Here is a 17,387-nt window from a genome sequence, read left to right on the forward strand (position 1 = left end):
CAACAAAGGCGCCCTGAGGCGCCTTTGTTGTTTAACGGTGGATCAATGCTGTAGCGCTTTCTGATCATTGATCGGAATGCGCTTGGCCTTTGCCTCTTCTGGCACCAGCCGCAACAACTCGATGTTCAACAGACCGTTAGCCAGGCCCGCGTTTTTGACCTCTATGTGGTCGGCCAAGCGGAACGACAATTTAAACGCGCGCTGGGCAATGCCCTGATGCAAATAGTTCACGCCTTCGACGTCGTTTTCACGCTTGCTGCCAATGACGGTCAATACGCCCTTTTCCACCTGCAATTCAAGGTCATGCTCCTGAAAACCGGCCGCAGCGATAACGATGCGGTATTGGTCCTCGGCGTGTTTCTCGACGTTGTAGGGCGGGAAGCCGCTGGCCGAATCATTACGTGCGGCAGACTCGAACAAATCGTTAAAACGATCAAAGCCTACGGAATGACGGAACAGCGGAGCTAAAGAGAAAGCAGTGGTCATGATATCTCTCCTGAAATCAGCGAGTGGTTGTCTTCGCGACCCGGTTACGGCATCGCTTGAGCCCTAGATATGGATCGCCATTTGGGTTTCAAGGGGAATTTTAAAAATTTATCGCGTTTTTTTTGCCACTGGTCGCCTGTGGGAAATCTCGCCCCGTCGTCAACGCTGCGCGCAGCGGATACGGGGCTTGCAGGCGCCAATTGTTGGCTCTACAGGAAATGCATGGGATTGGTCGCGGTTTACGCCGCTTCGCTGTGCCGGAACCCAATCAAGTAACCGATGCGCTGACAATCGGTCTCACGACGCAGTGTGTTGAACAGGCTTGAGGCTTCTGGGTAGCTCTTGGTCAGCAGCGCCAACCACTGCTTCAAGCGACCGGGCGCTTGAATCGGGGTCATTTTTTCCAGGGCGTGCTGCCAAAACACGTGCACGATGGGCAGTAGTTCTGACCAGGTCATTTCAACCACCTCTTCACCGGCGTCAGCTGCCGCGATCTGTCGCGCCAGGTCCGGGCGCGCTACCAGTCCGCGGCCGATCATGATGTCCCGCGCCCCACATATTTCCCGGCAACGGCGCCAGTCGTCCACGGTCCAGATTTCGCCGTTGGCAATGATGGGCACCTTGACCACTTCCTGAATCCGCCCGATCCATTCCCAGTGCGCGGGCGGTTTGTAGCCATCGACCTTGGTCCGGGCATGCACCACGATCTGTTCCGCACCGCCGTCAGCCAGTGCCCGCGCGCAATCCAGCGCTCCTTCCGGGCTTTCGTAACCGAGGCGCATTTTAGCGGTCACGGGGATGTGCGCAGGCACCGCGCGGCGCACGTGTTCGACGATGCGGTGCAGCAACTCGGGCTCTTTAAGCAAGATAGCGCCGCCACGGGAACGATTGACGGTCTTGGCCGGGCAACCGAAGTTCAGGTCCAGCACCGGGGCACCCAGCTCGCAGGCATACGCCGCATTTTCGGCCAGGCACACAGGGTCTGAACCCAGCAGTTGCAGGCGCAGCGGGACGCCAGCAGCGGTTTTAGCATCCGTGTGCAATTCCGAAGCGTATTTATAGAAGTAGTGCGCAGGCATCAAACGCTCGGAAACCCGGATGAATTCGGTCACGCACCAGTCGATGCCACCGACCCGAGTCAGTACATCGCGCAGGATGTCGTCAACCAACCCCTCCATGGGCGCCAGAGCAATTTGCATGGGTCATACTCGAAAAAAGTCCGGCAGTTTACGGCGCGGCTTCCAGATTGGAAATATTTATGCGTCGCCTGCGTCAGGTCGCAAGGTTTAACAGCGCTGGCCCGTAGCCCTCGATAAATTCCGCAGGCATGCGCTTGGGCTTACCGGTGGACAGTTCGATGCAGACGAAGGTGGTCTGGGCACGCAGCAACGTCATGCCATCGCTCGGGCGCTTGAGCTGAAACCGGCGAGTCATTTTCAGGCGCTGATCCCAGCTGACAATCCAAGTGGCCAGTTGCAGCACATCGTCTTCATAGGCGCTGGCCAAATAATCGATTTCATGGCGGACCACGGCCATTGCACGATCAATGCGCCGGTACTCAGTCAGGTCCAGCCCGAGTTGCTGCGAATGCCGCCACGCGCAACGCTCCAGCCAAGTGACGTACACCGCGTTATTGGCATGCCCCAGCCCGTCGATGTCGTCAGACGTTACGTTCAGGTCGATGACGAATGGTGTAATCAGATCCCAGCTCATAGTTACCCCTTCCCTGCTTACCCTTCGAAGGCAAGCCAACTGCCGAGCAGTGTAACGGAAGGCCAGATGAAGTGAAGTCAGGCCGTCAGAGCACTGCCGATTTGGCGGCACGCAGCACTCGGTCCGACAAATCACCCGGTCCCAACGCACGTGCCAACGCCAGGCCACCCAGCATCAATGCCACGTCAGCCAGCGCGGTATTGGCTTCTTCTGGGCTGGATGACAGCTGGGCGGTCATCAGTTCCACGTGTTCGGCCAGCGCCTGACGAAAGCTTTCCGGAAGCCGTGCCATCTCACCGACCGTCGAGGGCAGCGGGCAAGCCAGTTCAGAAGCGTCCCGGTGTTTGCGCGACAGGTAGAAATCAGCCAGCAGCCTGCGGCGCTCCTCACCCGGCAAATCGCCGCTAATGGCCTCCAGAGCTTCGCGTCGACGTGACAGCAAGTGGCTGAACACCTCCAGCATCATGGCGTCTTTGCTGTCGAAGTGCGCATAGAAACCACCGACGGTCAAACCTGCCGCGCTCATCACCTCGCTGACGCTGGGTTCGATGGGGCCACGGGTAATCAAGGCCGAGCTGGCCGCTTGAAGAATCCGATCACGTGTTTGAGCTTTTTTGTCGTTCATGTGGCCTCCTGATATTACGCAGAGAATATTATTCGCATAATAATGTTGGCAAGCCGGCCGGCGCTCCGCTGGTCGGCGACACAGCGAACACACTCAGCGGGAAGGGAAATAGCGGAAAAATGCGGCCCAAAAACAAAAGGGCCATTCAATAATTGAATGACCCTTGGCCCGTATAACGGGAAAATCGTGGCGTCCCCTAGGGGACTCGAACCCCTGTTACCGCCGTGAAAGGGCGGTGTCCTAGGCCACTAGACGAAGGGGACGCAAAACCTTCTATACACATGACCAGCCTGAGGCTGGTCGATTCAAGGTTTGTGTGGCCAAACCTCGAACCGTACAAATTGGTGGAGCTAAACGGGATCGAACCGTTGACCTCTTGCATGCCATGCAAGCGCTCTCCCAGCTGAGCTATAGCCCCGAATTTATCGCCCTGCGGCGGAGCAGCTCTTCACAGCTGCTTCTTGAAACTGGCGTCCCCTAGGGGACTCGAACCCCTGTTACCGCCGTGAAAGGGCGGTGTCCTAGGCCACTAGACGAAGGGGACTTAACCTTCTATACAACGTGATCAGGACTGGGTCGTGATCGATTCAAGGTCGGTGTGGCCAAACCTTGAACTGTACAAATTGGTGGAGCTAAACGGGATCGAACCGTTGACCTCTTGCATGCCATGCAAGCGCTCTCCCAGCTGAGCTATAGCCCCACGTTGTGGACGGGGCGCATGTTAAGCGCGAGCAGCTAACCTGTCAAATTTATTTTCAACAAATTTCATTGTTTTTCGTCGGCATAACAACCACTTACCACCGCAGCCATTAAACGCCCGGTCACGCTGACCACTGTGCGCCCTGCTCCGGGCGGACACAATGCCAGCGTTACTCAAGTAAGGGCGTGGATCGGGGCTAGGCGATAACGGCTAGCAGCTTTTCCCATTCCTTGTTTTCTTTCTTCGAGACGCCACCCAGCAAGTCGATGGCTTGACGCAGGCGGAAGCGTGTCAGGTCCGGGCCGAGGATTTCCATGGCGTCGGTTACCGATACCGAGTTGGCCTGGCCGGTAATCGAGGCAAACATCAGTGGCATGGCGTCGCGCAGCTTCAGTTCCAGGTGTTCGACCACCGACTGGATGCTGGCGGTGATCGCATCTTTATTCCACTGGCGCAGCATTTCCAACTTCCACAAGATCAATTGCATCAACTGCCGAACTTGATCGGGCGAGAGCTTCTTGTGCTCGAACAATTTGACGTCTGGCTGTACACCACCTGCAAAGAAGAAACTGGCCAGCGGCGCGACCTGGCTGAACGTCTCGACCCGACCCTGTACATGGGGGGCAATCTTCATCATGTATTCAGGGTTAAGCGCCCAGGTCTGCAAACGGCTGGCGAATTCTTCCACCGGCAATTCACGCAGCCATTGGCCGTTGAGCCACGACAACTTCTCAATATCGAAAATCGGGCCACCCAACGACACGCGGGATAGATCAAAATGCTCGACCATTTCCTGCAGCGAAAACTTTTCGCGCTCGTCCGGCATCGACCAGCCCATACGGCCTAGATAATTGAGCATCGCTTCCGGCATGAAACCCATGCGCTCGTAGAACGTCACCGAGGTCGGGTTCTTGCGCTTGGACAGCTTGCTTTTGTCGGGGTTACGCAGCAGCGGCATGTAGCACAACTGCGGTTGTTCCCAGCCGAAGTACTCGTACAACAGAATCAGTTTCGGCGCAGACGGCAGCCACTCCTCGCCACGCAGCACGTGGGTGATGCCCATCAAATGGTCGTCGACGCAGTTCGCCAGGAAATAGGTTGGCAGGCCGTCGGTCTTCATCAACACCTGCATGTCCATGCGATCCCATGGGATCTCGACGTCACCGCGCAGCATGTCCGGCACCACGCAAATGCCTTCGCTCGGTACTTTCATACGAATAACGTGGGGTTCGCCAGCTTCCAGGCGACGCTGAACTTCTTCTTTTGACAGCAGCAGGGCACGACCGTCGTAGCGCGGGGTTTCGCCCTTGGCCATTTGCTCGGCGCGCATCTGGTCCAGCTCTTCGGCGGTGCAAAAACACGGAAAAGCGTGGCCCAGCTCTACCAGTTGCCTGGCGTACTTCTGATAAATTTCACCACGCTCGCTCTGCCGATACGGGCCGTGTGGACCGCCGACGTCCGGACCTTCGCTCCACTCGATCCCCAACCAGCGCAACGCATCGAAAATCTGCTGTTCCGACTCACGGGTCGAACGCAGTTGATCGGTGTCTTCAATGCGCAGGATGAATTCGCCGCCATGTTGCTTGGCAAAGCAGTAGTTGAACAAAGCGATGTAGGCCGTGCCAACGTGGGGGTCGCCAGTAGGCGATGGCGCGATACGGGTGCGGACGGTGGTCATTGAAAATCTCGAATAGGTCGAACAAGCGACGAATGTTAACAGGCACACCCTTACGGCTCCAGCACAGGCCGGTAATCACTGCCCCGCCCGGCTTCAGTCAGGCGCCCTCCTCCCAGACTGGAGGGCATAACGGACTAAATGAATACCGCACCATCAGCCACGGTCATTATTAAGGCGCATGGCTATATGCCAGAACTGAACACTGATAAGTTCGCTTACATTTCAAAAATTCAGATAGCTCAAATAAATCATGCCTGCTCAACTCAAGCGCCGTCTGTTCGTGTTCCTCACCATAGTCCTGCTCATCGCCCTCGGCTTCTTTGCTCAGTGGTACTTCAGGGGCCGCTTCTACGAAACCACGGACAACGCCTATGTTCAGGGGGAAATCACCCGTATTTCCAGCCAACTGGGGGCGCGGGTTGAAGAGGTACTGGTCCAGGACAACCAGCACGTGGAGCAAGGCCAGTTATTGGTTAGATTGGACGCGGCTGACTTCCACATGGCGGTGGAGCGTTCCCAGGCCATGCTTGCGACCCACGAAGCCGAGCGGATTCAGGCGCAGAGCAAGCTCACCCAGCAAGGCAGCCTGATCGCGTCCGTTGAAGCCCAAGTCTCCGCCACCCAGGCCACGCTTGGCCGCACGCAGCTGGATTTGAACCGGGCTGAAACCTTGCGCAAGTCGGGCTACATCTCCGAAGAGCGAGTCACCACCCTGACTGCCGACAGTCATATCGCACGCTCGCAGGTGACCAAGGCCCAGGCTGACGTGCAAGGCCAGCGCCAGCAAGTGGTGGCGCTGGGGGCGGAAATAAAACGCCTGGACGCGCAGATTGCAAACGCCAAAACTGACCTCGCCCAAGCCAATCTCAACCTGCAACGCAGCGAAATACACGCGCCCATCAGCGGTTTGATTGGTCAGCGCGGCGCGCGCAATGGGCAGTACGTTCAGGTGGGCGCTTACTTGTTATCCATCGTGCCCGACGAGGACATCTGGGTTCAGGCCAATTTCAAGGAAACCCAGATTGGTCACATGCAGCCCGGCCAGCCTGCCGAGCTGACGTTTGACGCCTATTCCGACACGCCGATTCAAGGCAAGGTGGAAAGTCTGTTCGCCGCTTCCGGTGCGCAATTCAGCCTGCTGCCGCCGGACAACGCCACGGGCAACTTCACCAAAGTCGTACAGCGTATTCCGGTGAAACTGACATTCGCCGCAGACAACCCCTTACACGGCAAAATCCGCCCGGGCATGTCGGTGACAGTCAAAGTAAAAATCAGAGCTGACGGCGCTGACAGTGGCCGGTGATCAACTGATCAGCCCCGTCGGCGAGCCGAGCCGACGAGACTGGATCGCGGTCATGAGCGTGATGTTGGGCGCGTTTATGGCGGTGCTGGATATCCAGATCACCAATTCCTCGCTCAAGGATATCCAAGGCGCGTTGTCGGCGACCCTTGAAGAAGGATCGTGGATTTCTACCTCATACCTGGTGGCGGAAATCATCATGATTCCGCTCACCGCGTGGTTGGTGCAATTGCTCTCGGCGCGGCGCCTGGCGGTGTGGGTGTCGTGCGGTTTTCTGATCGCCTCGATGCTCTGTTCCATGGCCTGGAGCCTGAACAGCATGATCGTGTTTCGTGCACTACAAGGCTTCACCGGCGGTGCGTTGATCCCGCTGGCATTCACCATGACCCTGATCAAACTTCCGACCCACCATCGCGCCAAAGGCATGGCACTGTTTGCGATGACCGCCACTTTCGCGCCCTCCATTGGCCCAACGCTGGGCGGCTGGCTGACGGAAAACTACGGCTGGGAATACATTTTCTACATCAATATCCCACCCGGCTTGTTGATGATCGCCGGTTTGCTTTACGGCCTGGAAAAGAAAGCCTCGCACTGGGAGTTGCTCAAAAGCACCGACTATTTGGGCATTGCCACACTGGCGGTTGGATTGGGATGCTTGCAGGTGTTTCTCGAAGAAGGCCATCGCGAGGACTGGCTTGAGTCGCATTTGATTGTCGGTCTGGGCAGTGTTGCCCTGATCAGCCTGCTGACCTTTGTCATCGTGCAGCTCTCCAAGCCTGAACCGCTGATCAACTTGAGAATTCTTGGGGAACGCAATTTCGGTTTGTCGAGTATTTCCAGCGTCGGCATGGGCGTTGGGTTGTACGGCTCGATCTATTTGTTGCCGCTGTACCTTGCGCAAATCCAGGGCTACAACTCTCAGCAGATCGGTGAGGTGATCATGTGGATGGGTATACCGCAGCTGTTTTTAATCCCACTGGTGCCGCAACTGATGAAAATCATGCCGCCAAAACTGCTCTGCGCGGCGGGCTTTGGGTTGTTTGGTTTTGCCAGCTTTGCGTCCGGGGTGCTTAACCTGGACTTCTCCGGACCGCAGTTCAATCACGTGCAACTGCTCCGGGCCCTGGGCCAACCGATGATCATGGTCACCATTTCCCTGATCGCCACGGTGTACATCCAACCCAAGGATGCCGGGTCGGCTTCGAGCCTGTTCAATATCTTGCGCAACCTCGGCGGAGCCATTGGCATTGCCTTGCTTTCGACCTTGCTTGATGCTCGAACCAAGGTCTATTTCGATTACCTGCGTGAAGCCATCGTACCGAGCAACCCGCAGGTGGCTGAGCGCATGGCGTTGTACACCGACAAGCTCGGCAACGAAACGGCGGCGCTGGGCAAACTCAGCGAAATCGCCCACCAACAGGCGACGATCATGGCCTACAACGACGCGTTTCATTTCGTCGGCATCGCGCTGGCGATCAGCATGATCGCCGTGCTGCTGACCAAAGCCCTGCCCCAGGGCGTCAAGCCCGGAGCCGCACACTAGCCTTAACGGCACGCCATAAGTCCATGGGGGTTGATCCATATCAACAGGCCTCCCACTGGTTTGCGGCACAGTACTGGCAACTTGCCTTAACTGTTCCGCTAATCAAAAGAAGACCTCTCATGGGCGCCTGGCTTAGCAATGTTTCCCTGAAATACAAATTCTGGGCCGTGAACGCGGTAGCGTTGTTCACCACGTTGATGTTGGTGTTGTACGCGTTGCAGCTTGAACAACATGCACGGGTCAACGCCGCGCAAGATTCGGCCAAAACCCAGGCGCACCTGCTGGGCAGTTGGCCGAAGACTCAACCGGTGCCCTCCGCCAGCAATCTGTTGGCGTATACCCAAGGCCAGATTCCGAGTCTAAATGGCCAACCGCTGCCTGAGTTGAACAGCACTAACGGCTGGGTCGATCTCTGGATTCAGGTGCCGGACGACGAAACCCTGGTCGGCGCTGAAGTGTTGACTCGAGGCGATGGGCAGCGGTTAGCGGTACTGGCCTTTGCCCCAAGCCTTGAGCAGGTTATGGCCGAACGCTTCGCCCAGTACGCCATCGCGGTGTGCATCCTGATGTTGATGATGCTTGGCGCCTCGCAGTTGTTGATCCGTTTTTTGTTGAGCCAACTCGACACGCTCAAGGACGTCATGCTTCACGTTGAACACAGCGGCGACCTGTCGGCTCGGGTGCCCTTGGTGGGCGATGATGAAGTCGGGCAGATGGCCAAGGCATTCAACGCCATGCAAGCCGGCTACCAGCGAGTAGTGAACACCGTTGCGCAAACCGCTGCCCGCCTTGACGACGGCGCAGTCAGGTTGGCTGCAGGCATGAGCGAAGTACGCCATGGCATGTTGGGTCAGCAGAGCGAAACCGACCAAGTCGCCACCGCCATCAACCAGATGACCTCCACGGTGTTTCATATCGCTCAGAACGCCACGGCAACCCGCGACCAATCGCAAACCGCCGACGCGCTGGCCGGCAGCGGTAAAGACGTGGTGCACCGGGTGCAAGTGTCCATTGAAAGCTTATCCAGCGGCGTGCAACAGACCGCCGAAATGATTCAGCAACTGGCCCAGGACAGTCAGAAAATCAATGGTGTGGTCAGCGTCATTCACAGTATTGCCGAGCAAACCAATTTACTCGCGCTGAACGCCGCCATCGAAGCGGCACGCGCCGGCGAGATGGGCCGAGGGTTCGCCGTGGTGGCCGATGAAGTCCGTAACCTGGCGAAACGGGTGCAAATCTCCACCGATGAAATCACCCACATGGTCGCTGCGTTACAGGCCGGCACCCGCGATGCAGTGGACTTCATGCAAGAAAGCTCATTCAAGGCTGACGATTGCGTGCAACTGGCCAAAGAAGCGGGCGAAGCGCTGGCTGCGATCACTGGCGCCGTGGCACACATGCGCGAAAGCAACACCCTGATTGCCGTAGCGGCGCAGCAGCAAAGCCAAGTGGCGGAGGAAATGAACCGTGCCGTTGTCAGCATTCGTGACGTGACTGAACAGACCGTGCAGCAAACCGTGGAGTCCGCCAGCACTAGCGAAGAACTGGCGACGTTGGCGGGAGAATTGAGTCGGGCGATTGGGCAGTTGAAGTTATGAGTGGGGTGGCTGGTGCTAGTTTGGTTACCGCAGACAGGCTATTACCCCCATAGCCAACTTCGATTCGCCGCCCCGCTACACCCAGCCTATTCTCCAGGCATTGAAGTGATGCATGGAGAGGACCGCACCATGAACAAATTATTAGCCACTATCGGACATTCCCGCGCTTACGCTGACAGCCTGCGCAACCCGGCGGACCTGGCGTTGCAGGTGCTTGCCCTGCCCTTGTCAATTCTCGGCGGTTTGCTACTGGTGGATGGCCTGCTGGAATCGAGCCTGCCATCCATTGCCATTGGTGTAATCGCCCTGGTGGCGGCGAAGGCTTTTAAGCAAACACCGTCACCGTCTGCCGACTGATCGCCACCAGCTCTCCGCTTGGCGTCCAAAGGCTCGCGGCGGTGTGTCCGTAACCGTCGCGGGCATGCTCGATCACCGCGCGGTACAGGCACCAGTCCAGGGTGTCCATTTTCGGCAATGGCTGCACGAACTCAATGGTCCAGGTCAAGGAGCTTCCCGGTGCCGGCTTGCTCAAATGCGGCAACAGCGCGGGCGGCCAAGTGTCGACCATGGCCAACAGATGCGCTTCGGTAAGCAGCTCCTGTTTGGCATCGCGAAAACGCACGTATCCGCCGATTTCCCGGGACGGTGTATTGCTGAACGGCAACCCGCCCAACCCCCAGCGCATACTCATGAAGCGCAAGTATTCCGGGGTGATGCCGGGAATAAACGGCAGTTCCTGACAGTCCTCCATGGGTTTCAGCGACGGGGCAGGTTCAGCCTGAACTGAAATAACCGACGCCCGAGGCGCACCAAAACTGCCTTGAATAACGGTCATCACTTGACCGTCCTGCATCGCACGGCCCAGCACTTGGCTGACGGCCTTACCCTCGCGCAGCACTTCTACCTCGAAACTGATGGGCACGCCTGGCGCAGCGGGGCCGACGAAAGTGATCGCCAGCGAGCGCACCGGTCGATCAGCAGGGACCTTGGCACGCATCGCTTCGAACTGCAACGCAGCCATCAACCCGCCGAAACAGGCACGGCCCTGGCCCCATTCTCCGGGAATGACCACCGAAAGCGGATTATCACGTACGGCATCAATTAAGTCAGAAAAGCTCATGCAGACCTCATGTCTGGCAAAACAGCGAAAAAGGACTGTCCGAATCTTAACCAGCAGATTGCCACTGCGCAGAGTTCATTTACGCCAAAGTGCCGCCTGAATCCGGTTATTTGCCAAACGTAGCCTTACCTAAGCGTTTCAATGCCTGATCCGAATCTTGTTCAGCTCGCATTATTTCCTGTTGCCAAGCTGTTACGCAGCGTTCCAAGTCGGGTTGTTCCTCGGCCTGGGTCAACCATTGCAAATGATCGTGCCATTCGCCCAAGGCGCTTTGCGCCTCTTTCAGCAATTTTTGATGAGATCTGCTGGTTTTATCCAGATACGGATAGGCCTCGGCCGCGTAGCGCACCCGCTTGATCAACAAACGTAAACGGTGCCGATCATGGGCGGGATCGTTCATGGCGCGGTGTAACTTTTTCCACTGCTTGTTCAAACGCTTTTCGATGCGTTTTCTCAAATCGTGCAGCAAATCCTGATGTTGCGACGCTCGAAGAAAGCGCGGAAAAGCGTCCAGCACGCTGAACAATCGCTGCAACTCAGTTGACTTTGCTACGTCTGCATAGGCCGCGCCCAGCGTATCGCTGCGCTGGCGAGCCGCCTGGGCCATGCCGCGTTGCTCCAGGTAAGCGGCTAATACTTCCCGATCACGTAACGGCGTGGTCAACTGGCCGACGGTTTTAGCCGCCAGTTCAAGCTGCTCGACGCCCGGTAAACCGCGTAACGGTCGTAGCACGCTGCGTAGCCGCCTGACCGTTATGCGCAGATCATGCAACGCTTCGCTGTCGGTTCCAGCAGTCAAGCGCGCATGACAGGCCATTAACGTCACATCAAGGCTCAGCAACTGCGCGACCAGACGATCAACCAATGCAGACATTTACCCTTCCTCGGTCATTCTATTAGTCGAAAACCGCCACGGCAGACGTCGCCGAAGCTGCCTTAGCATACGTCGCAATGAAGTCAGTGACCGGCGCTGGCCGGCATAGCGCAGTGCTTCAAATTCAGCTGAGAAGGCCAGAATCAATTCAGCGTGATCCGCAAACTTGAGCGCCGCCCGTTGTGAAAAGTCCCGGGCGGCCTCCGCCTCTCCTCGATGCAAACCATGGCGCGCCAGCAGCCGCTCAAAGGATTTGAACGCGCGCAGTTGTGGGTCAGTTTCACGCTGCCAGGGCTTAAACAGCCACAGCGCTAACAGGCCGATGACCGCGGCACCGCCACCAAAAAACACCACACCATCAAACCCGGCAAACCAACGGCTAAGCACTTGCACCTGTTGTTGACCCTGGTAACCCAGCACCCAGCGCTGCCAACCGTAGTTGAGATTGTCCCAGCTCATGCGAAAAGAATTGAGCCACGGCACGTTTCGGTAGCGCAGAGCGGAAAAAGGCGAGTCGGCAAGGAACTCCTCATTGGCCGCCAACGCCTGTTCCAGCCCCTGCTCAATGCGCTGAGGCGCCACCGCGGCGGTGGGATCGACACTGCGCCAGCCGATTCCAGGTCGCCAATATTCAACCCAGGCATGGGCATCAAACTGACGGACGCTGACGTAATGGCCATCAGGGTTCAGTTCGCCGCCCTGATAGCCTGCCACCACGCGGGCCGGAACGCCCGCCGCGCGCAAGACAAAGGTCATGGCGCCCGCGTAATGCGCGCAGAAGCCACTGCGGCTGTTGAAGATGAAATCGTCAATGCTGTCCGCGCCCAGAATCGGAGGCTTGAGGGTGTAGCGGTAAGGCTCATCGCTGAAGTGCGCGAGTATCGCGTCCACCAATGCATCGACCCGGGGGTATCGCCGATTAAGGTCAGCCGCCCATTCTCGCGCCTGGGGGTTGCCATGGGTGGGAAGTTGCAGATTCTGGCGCCGGGTCGCTTCGCTCAGTTGCGTTTCGCGAACGGCCTGTGGCCAGGAATGAACGGTGTAGAGCAGTGTCTGATCCACCGGGTGTCGCCGCTGCAGACGAAAGTCGTTCATCTGGCGCACGCCCACCAAGGTGGTTTCAGCGATGTCCATCGCTGGTAGCCAGGGCCGCCCGCTAGGTTCCATGACGATACTGTAGCTCTGTTCGTCGCCGCGCTTTTGCCACGCGGGTAGTTCAATGCGCATGGCTTTGCCGGACTGGGACCAGCGCCGACCATCGAATTGGTCCAGGGTCAGTGCGCGCCAATACAGCTGATTCTGCGCGGGCATCGGCCCGTCAAAGCTGGCCCGAAACGCCAACGCTGCCGAGCGACTCATGTCAGCAATGTCACCCGGCGCCATGTTGTCGGACAGCCCGGTGACGCCCTTGTTGCTGGGTTGTGGCAGGGACCACAGCGGTTCCAGTCGTGGGAAAAACAGGAACAGCAAGAGCATCAGCGGCACAGCCTGCAGCATCAGCTTGGCAGCCAATTTAAGCGAGTCGGATGTTTTGCCCGTGGGCACCGCGTGCTGCAAGCCGATCAACCCCGCCAGCAACAGGCTGATGGGCAGCAGCGAATACAGGCCCCAGAGCAGCCCGTCTTCGAACAGGTAGCCCACCGCGACACAGAAAAAGCCTAGAAAAATCAGGACCAGCGCGTCACGGCGGCTGCGGATTTCCAAGGTTTTGAGAATGAAAGCCCCCAACAGCAACGACGCGCCGGCGTCCAGCCCGACCAGGCTGCCTCGGGACAAGAACACCCCGGCGATTGTCGCGACAAACAACACCGTTTTGAGCAGTGTGCCGGGGTAATCGGCGCGCATCCGCAGCACTTGGACCCGCCACGCAGTACAACCCAACCATAAACCGATCATCCAGAACGGCAGGTGGGCCAGAAAGGACACAGTAATCAAGGCCTGGGCAATCAGCAGCCAGATCAGGCTGGCGCGGGGGATCGGCAGGGTCAGGTTCATTGCTTACCGCCAGACGGCGTGCCGAACAAAGCGAGGGCTTGCAAACAGGCTTCGCGGTGTTCGTCTCCGCTGCTGGACGGCAGTAGGAAACCGGGCAGGCGCAAGGCAAACGGTTGCCGGCGCTGAGACAATTCCAGAACCCAATAACAGAGCCGCGACAGGCGCTCTTCGATGTCGCCACCCAGGGCCATGAAGTCCAGGCACAAATCGTGGCCACTGACGTCGGTAAAATCCTTGATCAACAGGCCTTGGCCGCGGGAATAGGCTTTCCAATGCAGGCGGCGTCTCGAGTAGCCCGGCTGATAGAGCTTCAACCCTTGATAGTCATCAACCCCCGGCCCGAGCGTGGCTTCGCCCAAATCATCGGCGTGGGGTTGTGCGCCTTTCAATAGCGGCATGGCACCCGCCACCGGTCGCGGGTAGATCAATACCGACTGCTGCAAATCCAGCCAGCTCCAGGCGCGGAAGATACTCAGCGGGAAGACGCTTTCGACCCGCAGACGCGGCGCACGCAGCCAGCCACGGTTAAGCGCAGGCAGACCGATGTCTATTTCAGCCAGCCCGGCGCCGGGTACATCGAGCGCCTGCAATTGCGTGACGTCCCAGCCCAACGCAATGGCGTGGTGGCTACGTTTGGCGCTTTGCAGACGCAAGCGCAGCATCAATGGCTCGCCGACGAATACCGACCGTGCAGAGCCTGCGCTCAGGACCAGTCCGCTAAGGTTACGGAACGTGTGCAAGATCGTCAGGATTCCCACCGACATCAGCAGGAAGGTCAAACCGTACGCCAAACTGTTTTGGTAGTTGATCGCCACCAACAGCATCAGGACCAGCACCAACGCAAAGGTGGCGCCGGTGCGGGTGGGCATGATGAAGATTCGGCGGTGATTCAACTCAACGCGGGACGCGGGCGGTATTCGCCGTGCCAGCCAACGCTGCCAAAACGGTTTCAGCGGATCCATCACAGCACCGACACCTCCCGCAACAGCCATTGCACCAACACCCCGCCACCCTGCCCGATGGGATCGGACCGTTCCCGCAGGCGATGGCCGACCACCGATGGCAGCACCGCTTGCACGTCTTCCGGAATAACGTAATCCCGGTCCGCCAACAACGCCCAAGCCCGGGCCGCGGCCAGGATCGCCAGGCTCGCCCGCGGCGATAAACCCGAAGCAAATTGTGCTTGGCTGCGGGTCGCATCGACTAAGCGCAGCACATAATCCACCAGGGCGTCACTGGCCCGCACCCGCCGAGCCTGTGCCTGCAAAGCCGCCAATTCAGTATGGTTGAGAATGGCCTGCAGGCGGGGCAGCAAATCTCGCCGAGGTTCGCCTTGCAGCAAGGCTTTTTCCGCCGCTTTGGCGGGGTAGCCCAACGACAAACGCATGAGAAAGCGGTCCAGCTGTGATTCCGGCAGCGCAAAGGTGCCGCCTTGGCTAAACGGGTTTTGCGTGGCGATGACAAAAAACGGATCAGGCAAGGGCCGTGTTGCCCCCTCGATGGTCACTTGGCCCTCCTCCATGGCTTCGAGCAAGGCGCTTTGGCTTTTCGGCGTGGCCCGGTTGATCTCGTCAGCCAGCACCAGTTCGGCGAAGATCGGCCCTGGATGGAAGGTGAATTGCCCGGTTTCCCGATCAAACACCGAGGTGCCGAGGATATCGCCAGGGAGCAGATCCGACGTGAATTGAATTCGCTGAAAGCTCAGCCCCAAGACTTTGGCCAAGGTATGGCTGAGGGTGGTTTTGCCCATACCGGGCAAATCTTCGATCAGCAAGTGCCCACCGGCCAGCAGGCACGTCAAGGCCAAACGTACTTGCGGGTCTTTGCCCAACACCACTTCACTCACTGCGTTGAGGCATGCGTCGAGTTTACTGACCATAAAAAGCCTTCCTTCCCAGACGACTGTTGACGGCAAACGAGGCCAGATAAGTGACCACTGTAAAGTCTGCGCAATGGGTTTAACCAGCCCCCACAACACAAAAGCCACCGAGAGCAGACTGCGCTCGGTGGCTTGAGATGAAAGCGTGGAAAATTACACCTGTATCAACGACCCGCGCGGGACTCGGTGATGTAGAAACGCGCCTTCTCAGCCTTGGTCGAACAGCCTTCGTAGGCTTCAAACTGCTGCTGGGTTTTGGCGCCGGTCAACAATGACAGCGCTTTGGAATAACTCACGGTGCCCGCGAAACCCTCGGCTTTTGCCAGGTCCAGCTCGTGCCAGGCGGCATCCAGTTGGGTAGCGCAGCTGTCGCGGTACGCGGTTTTACCGGCGCAACCTGCGAGAACCAAAGCAATCAATGGCAGACAGATCCAGGCTTTCATCGGTGTTACCTCAAGAATTAATTTCGACTGTGCGGCACTTTGACGGTGCACGCGCCGAAAAGTGCCGTGGACCAAGCATCGGCAAGGGTAACTCAGTTACAGCGGGACTGCTTCACGCGTATGGTGGAACCTTGCGATTTGGAAAAAAACATGAAAAAGCGAATAGCACTGGTGCTCGGCTCCGGAGGTGCGCGGGGCTATGCGCACATCGGCGTGATTGAAGAATTGGAACGGCGCGGCTACGACATTGCCTGCATCGCAGGTTGTTCCATGGGTGCAGTGGTCGGCGGCGTGTATGCGGCGGGCAAACTCAAGCAATACCGCGAGTGGATTGAAAGCCTCGATTACCTCGACGTGCTGCGTCTGGTGGACGTCAGTTTTCGTCTGGGGGCTATTCGCGGGGAAAAAGTATTCGGCCAGATCCGGGAGATCGTCGGCGAAATCAACATCGAAGACCTGAGAATACCGTACACCGCCGTGGCGACTGACCTGACTAACCAACAGGAAATCTGGTTTCAGGAAGGCTGCTTGCATCAGGCCATGCGCGCCTCCGCGGCAATTCCGAGCTTGTTCACCCCGGTGATGCAGGGCAATCGAATGCTGGTGGACGGCGGTTTGCTGAATCCGTTGCCCATTGTGCCCGTGGTATCGAGCCATTGTGATTTGATTATTGCGGTGAACCTTAACTCGACCAACCAGAAGCACTATCAGCTACCGGTGATTGAGCGCCCGCCTGCGGTGAAAAAGCGTTTCGACAACTTGATCAATTCCCTGGGCTCGCATTTGCCGTTCCGCCGCAAGCTGGAACCCACCACGGATGCCGAGGTGCTGCGTCTGGAACAGGACAGCCTTAAATCCAGCAGCGCGACGATTGAAAACCCTTGGCTGAATGACGGCGCCACCCCTCAAGAGCAGCAGCCGTCCGCCGCGCCTGCGGCTGGAGGTGCGCCGAGTTCTGCCAGTGGTTCGTTCATCATCGACAACGTCGGACCCGCGTCTTTGCTGGATTTGATCAACCAGAGCTTTGAAGTGATGCAAACGTCATTGGCGCAATACAAAATCGCCGGTTATCCGCCAGATATCCTGATTAACGTGCCTAAGCGCGTGTGCCGGTTTTTCGAGTTCTACAAAGCACCCGAATTAATCGCGTTGGGTCGGGAGATTGCTCGGGACACCCTGGATCGGTATGAGGCCGAGCATAATCATTGACTCGGATCGCAGGCTCTCTGTAGGAGCCAACTTGTTGGCGAGGCGGCATACCTGACAAACCGCATCAAGCTTCTCGCCAACACGTTGGCCCCTACAGGCGGTTGAGCAAGTGGATAGCCCTCAAACCACCAACAACCGCTCGCGCAACTTGCCGATTTCGTCGCGCATCTGTGCGGCAGCTTCGAATTCCAGGTCGCGGGCCAGTTGGTACATTTTCTCTTCCA

17 protein-coding genes and 4 tRNA genes are annotated in these 17,387 nt (G+C 58.0%); 5 read left to right on the forward strand and 16 right to left on the reverse strand.

Features of this window, described 5'->3' with window-relative positions:
• Positions 1-42 precede the first annotated feature (42 nt).
• The 9 genes from JWR17_RS09440 to gltX form a co-directional block, all read right to left on the reverse strand.
• A complete protein-coding gene (locus JWR17_RS09440) occupies positions 43-486 on the reverse strand; it encodes an Hsp20 family protein (RefSeq protein WP_299830570.1) in 444 nt (147 codons plus the stop codon).
• A 239-nt stretch (positions 487-725) separates the two neighbouring features.
• Complete coding sequence (locus JWR17_RS09445; RefSeq protein WP_299830572.1) at positions 726-1,685, reverse strand: tRNA-dihydrouridine synthase; 960 nt, start codon at positions 1,683-1,685, stop codon at positions 726-728.
• A 73-nt stretch (positions 1,686-1,758) separates the two neighbouring features.
• Complete coding sequence (locus JWR17_RS09450) at positions 1,759-2,199, reverse strand: thioesterase family protein (protein ID WP_299830573.1); 441 nt, start codon at positions 2,197-2,199, stop codon at positions 1,759-1,761.
• Between the two features lie 85 nt (positions 2,200-2,284).
• On the reverse strand, positions 2,285-2,824 hold the full coding sequence (locus JWR17_RS09455; protein ID WP_299830575.1) for a TetR/AcrR family transcriptional regulator: 540 nt from the start codon (positions 2,822-2,824) through the stop codon (positions 2,285-2,287).
• A gap of 187 nt (positions 2,825-3,011) precedes the next feature.
• Positions 3,012-3,087: transfer RNA gene (locus tag JWR17_RS09460), tRNA-Glu, on the reverse strand.
• A 79-nt stretch (positions 3,088-3,166) separates the two neighbouring features.
• Positions 3,167-3,242 (reverse strand) — tRNA-Ala (locus JWR17_RS09465).
• Between the two features lie 50 nt (positions 3,243-3,292).
• Positions 3,293-3,368, reverse strand: a tRNA-Glu gene (locus JWR17_RS09470).
• A gap of 80 nt (positions 3,369-3,448) precedes the next feature.
• Positions 3,449-3,524 (reverse strand) — tRNA-Ala (locus JWR17_RS09475).
• Positions 3,525-3,720: 196 nt separating this feature from the next.
• Positions 3,721-5,202 (reverse strand): glutamate--tRNA ligase, encoded by a 1,482-nt coding sequence (gene gltX, locus JWR17_RS09480; RefSeq protein ID WP_299830577.1) that lies wholly within the window; start codon positions 5,200-5,202, stop codon positions 3,721-3,723.
• 250 nt (positions 5,203-5,452) lie between these two features.
• Here gltX and JWR17_RS09485 point away from each other — a divergent pair, with 250 nt between their 5' ends.
• The 4 genes from JWR17_RS09485 (at position 5,453) to JWR17_RS09500 (ending at position 10,000) form a co-directional block, all read left to right on the forward strand.
• Positions 5,453-6,505 (forward strand): HlyD family secretion protein, encoded by a 1,053-nt coding sequence (locus JWR17_RS09485; protein ID WP_299830579.1) that lies wholly within the window; start codon positions 5,453-5,455, stop codon positions 6,503-6,505.
• A gap of 52 nt (positions 6,506-6,557) precedes the next feature.
• Positions 6,558-8,045, forward strand: a complete 1,488-nt coding sequence (locus JWR17_RS09490; protein ID WP_299830596.1) for an MDR family MFS transporter — start codon at positions 6,558-6,560, stop codon at positions 8,043-8,045.
• Between the two features lie 119 nt (positions 8,046-8,164).
• Entirely contained in the window at positions 8,165-9,643 is a 1,479-nt protein-coding gene (locus JWR17_RS09495; RefSeq protein WP_299830580.1) for a methyl-accepting chemotaxis protein, read from the forward strand.
• 129 nt (positions 9,644-9,772) lie between these two features.
• A complete protein-coding gene (locus tag JWR17_RS09500; protein WP_299830582.1) occupies positions 9,773-10,000 on the forward strand; it encodes a hypothetical protein in 228 nt (75 codons plus the stop codon).
• On the opposite strand, the gene JWR17_RS09505 is transcribed toward JWR17_RS09500, so the two are convergent.
• From JWR17_RS09505 to JWR17_RS09530, 6 genes are all read right to left on the reverse strand, one after another.
• Entirely contained in the window at positions 9,969-10,763 is a 795-nt protein-coding gene (locus tag JWR17_RS09505) for a thioesterase family protein (protein ID WP_299830583.1), read from the reverse strand. The two genes, JWR17_RS09500 and JWR17_RS09505, sit on opposite strands and share 32 nt — an antisense overlap.
• A 106-nt stretch (positions 10,764-10,869) precedes the next feature.
• Positions 10,870-11,637 (reverse strand): CHAD domain-containing protein, encoded by a 768-nt coding sequence (locus tag JWR17_RS09510; RefSeq protein WP_299830585.1) that lies wholly within the window; start codon positions 11,635-11,637, stop codon positions 10,870-10,872.
• The gene (locus JWR17_RS09515; RefSeq protein WP_299830587.1) at positions 11,638-13,632 is read right to left on the reverse strand and encodes a DUF3488 and transglutaminase-like domain-containing protein; all 1,995 of its coding nucleotides are present in this window, start codon (positions 13,630-13,632) and stop codon (positions 11,638-11,640) included.
• Positions 13,629-14,624, reverse strand: coding sequence for a DUF58 domain-containing protein (locus JWR17_RS09520; protein WP_299830589.1), 996 nt, complete (start codon positions 14,622-14,624; stop codon positions 13,629-13,631). Before JWR17_RS09520 ends, JWR17_RS09515 begins: the two co-directional genes overlap by 4 nt.
• Entirely contained in the window at positions 14,594-15,511 is a 918-nt protein-coding gene (locus JWR17_RS09525; RefSeq protein WP_299830590.1) for an AAA family ATPase, read from the reverse strand. Before JWR17_RS09525 ends, JWR17_RS09520 begins: the two co-directional genes overlap by 31 nt.
• 164 nt (positions 15,512-15,675) lie before the next feature.
• Entirely contained in the window at positions 15,676-15,954 is a 279-nt protein-coding gene (locus JWR17_RS09530; protein WP_299830592.1) for a hypothetical protein, read from the reverse strand.
• A 150-nt stretch (positions 15,955-16,104) separates the two neighbouring features.
• Here JWR17_RS09530 and JWR17_RS09535 point away from each other — a divergent pair, with 150 nt between their 5' ends.
• On the forward strand, positions 16,105-17,163 hold the full coding sequence (locus tag JWR17_RS09535) for a patatin-like phospholipase family protein (protein WP_299830594.1): 1,059 nt from the start codon (positions 16,105-16,107) through the stop codon (positions 17,161-17,163).
• A 120-nt stretch (positions 17,164-17,283) separates the two neighbouring features.
• On the opposite strand, the gene JWR17_RS26330 is transcribed toward JWR17_RS09535, so the two are convergent.
• The gene (locus JWR17_RS26330; protein WP_366944145.1) at positions 17,284-17,376 is read right to left on the reverse strand and encodes a UvrB/UvrC motif-containing protein; all 93 of its coding nucleotides are present in this window, start codon (positions 17,374-17,376) and stop codon (positions 17,284-17,286) included.
• Positions 17,377-17,387: the final 11 nt, after the last annotated feature.

Source organism: Pseudomonas sp. (assembly GCF_028293835.1).
In the GTDB taxonomy this organism is placed as follows: Bacteria; Pseudomonadota; Gammaproteobacteria; order Pseudomonadales; family Pseudomonadaceae; genus Aquipseudomonas.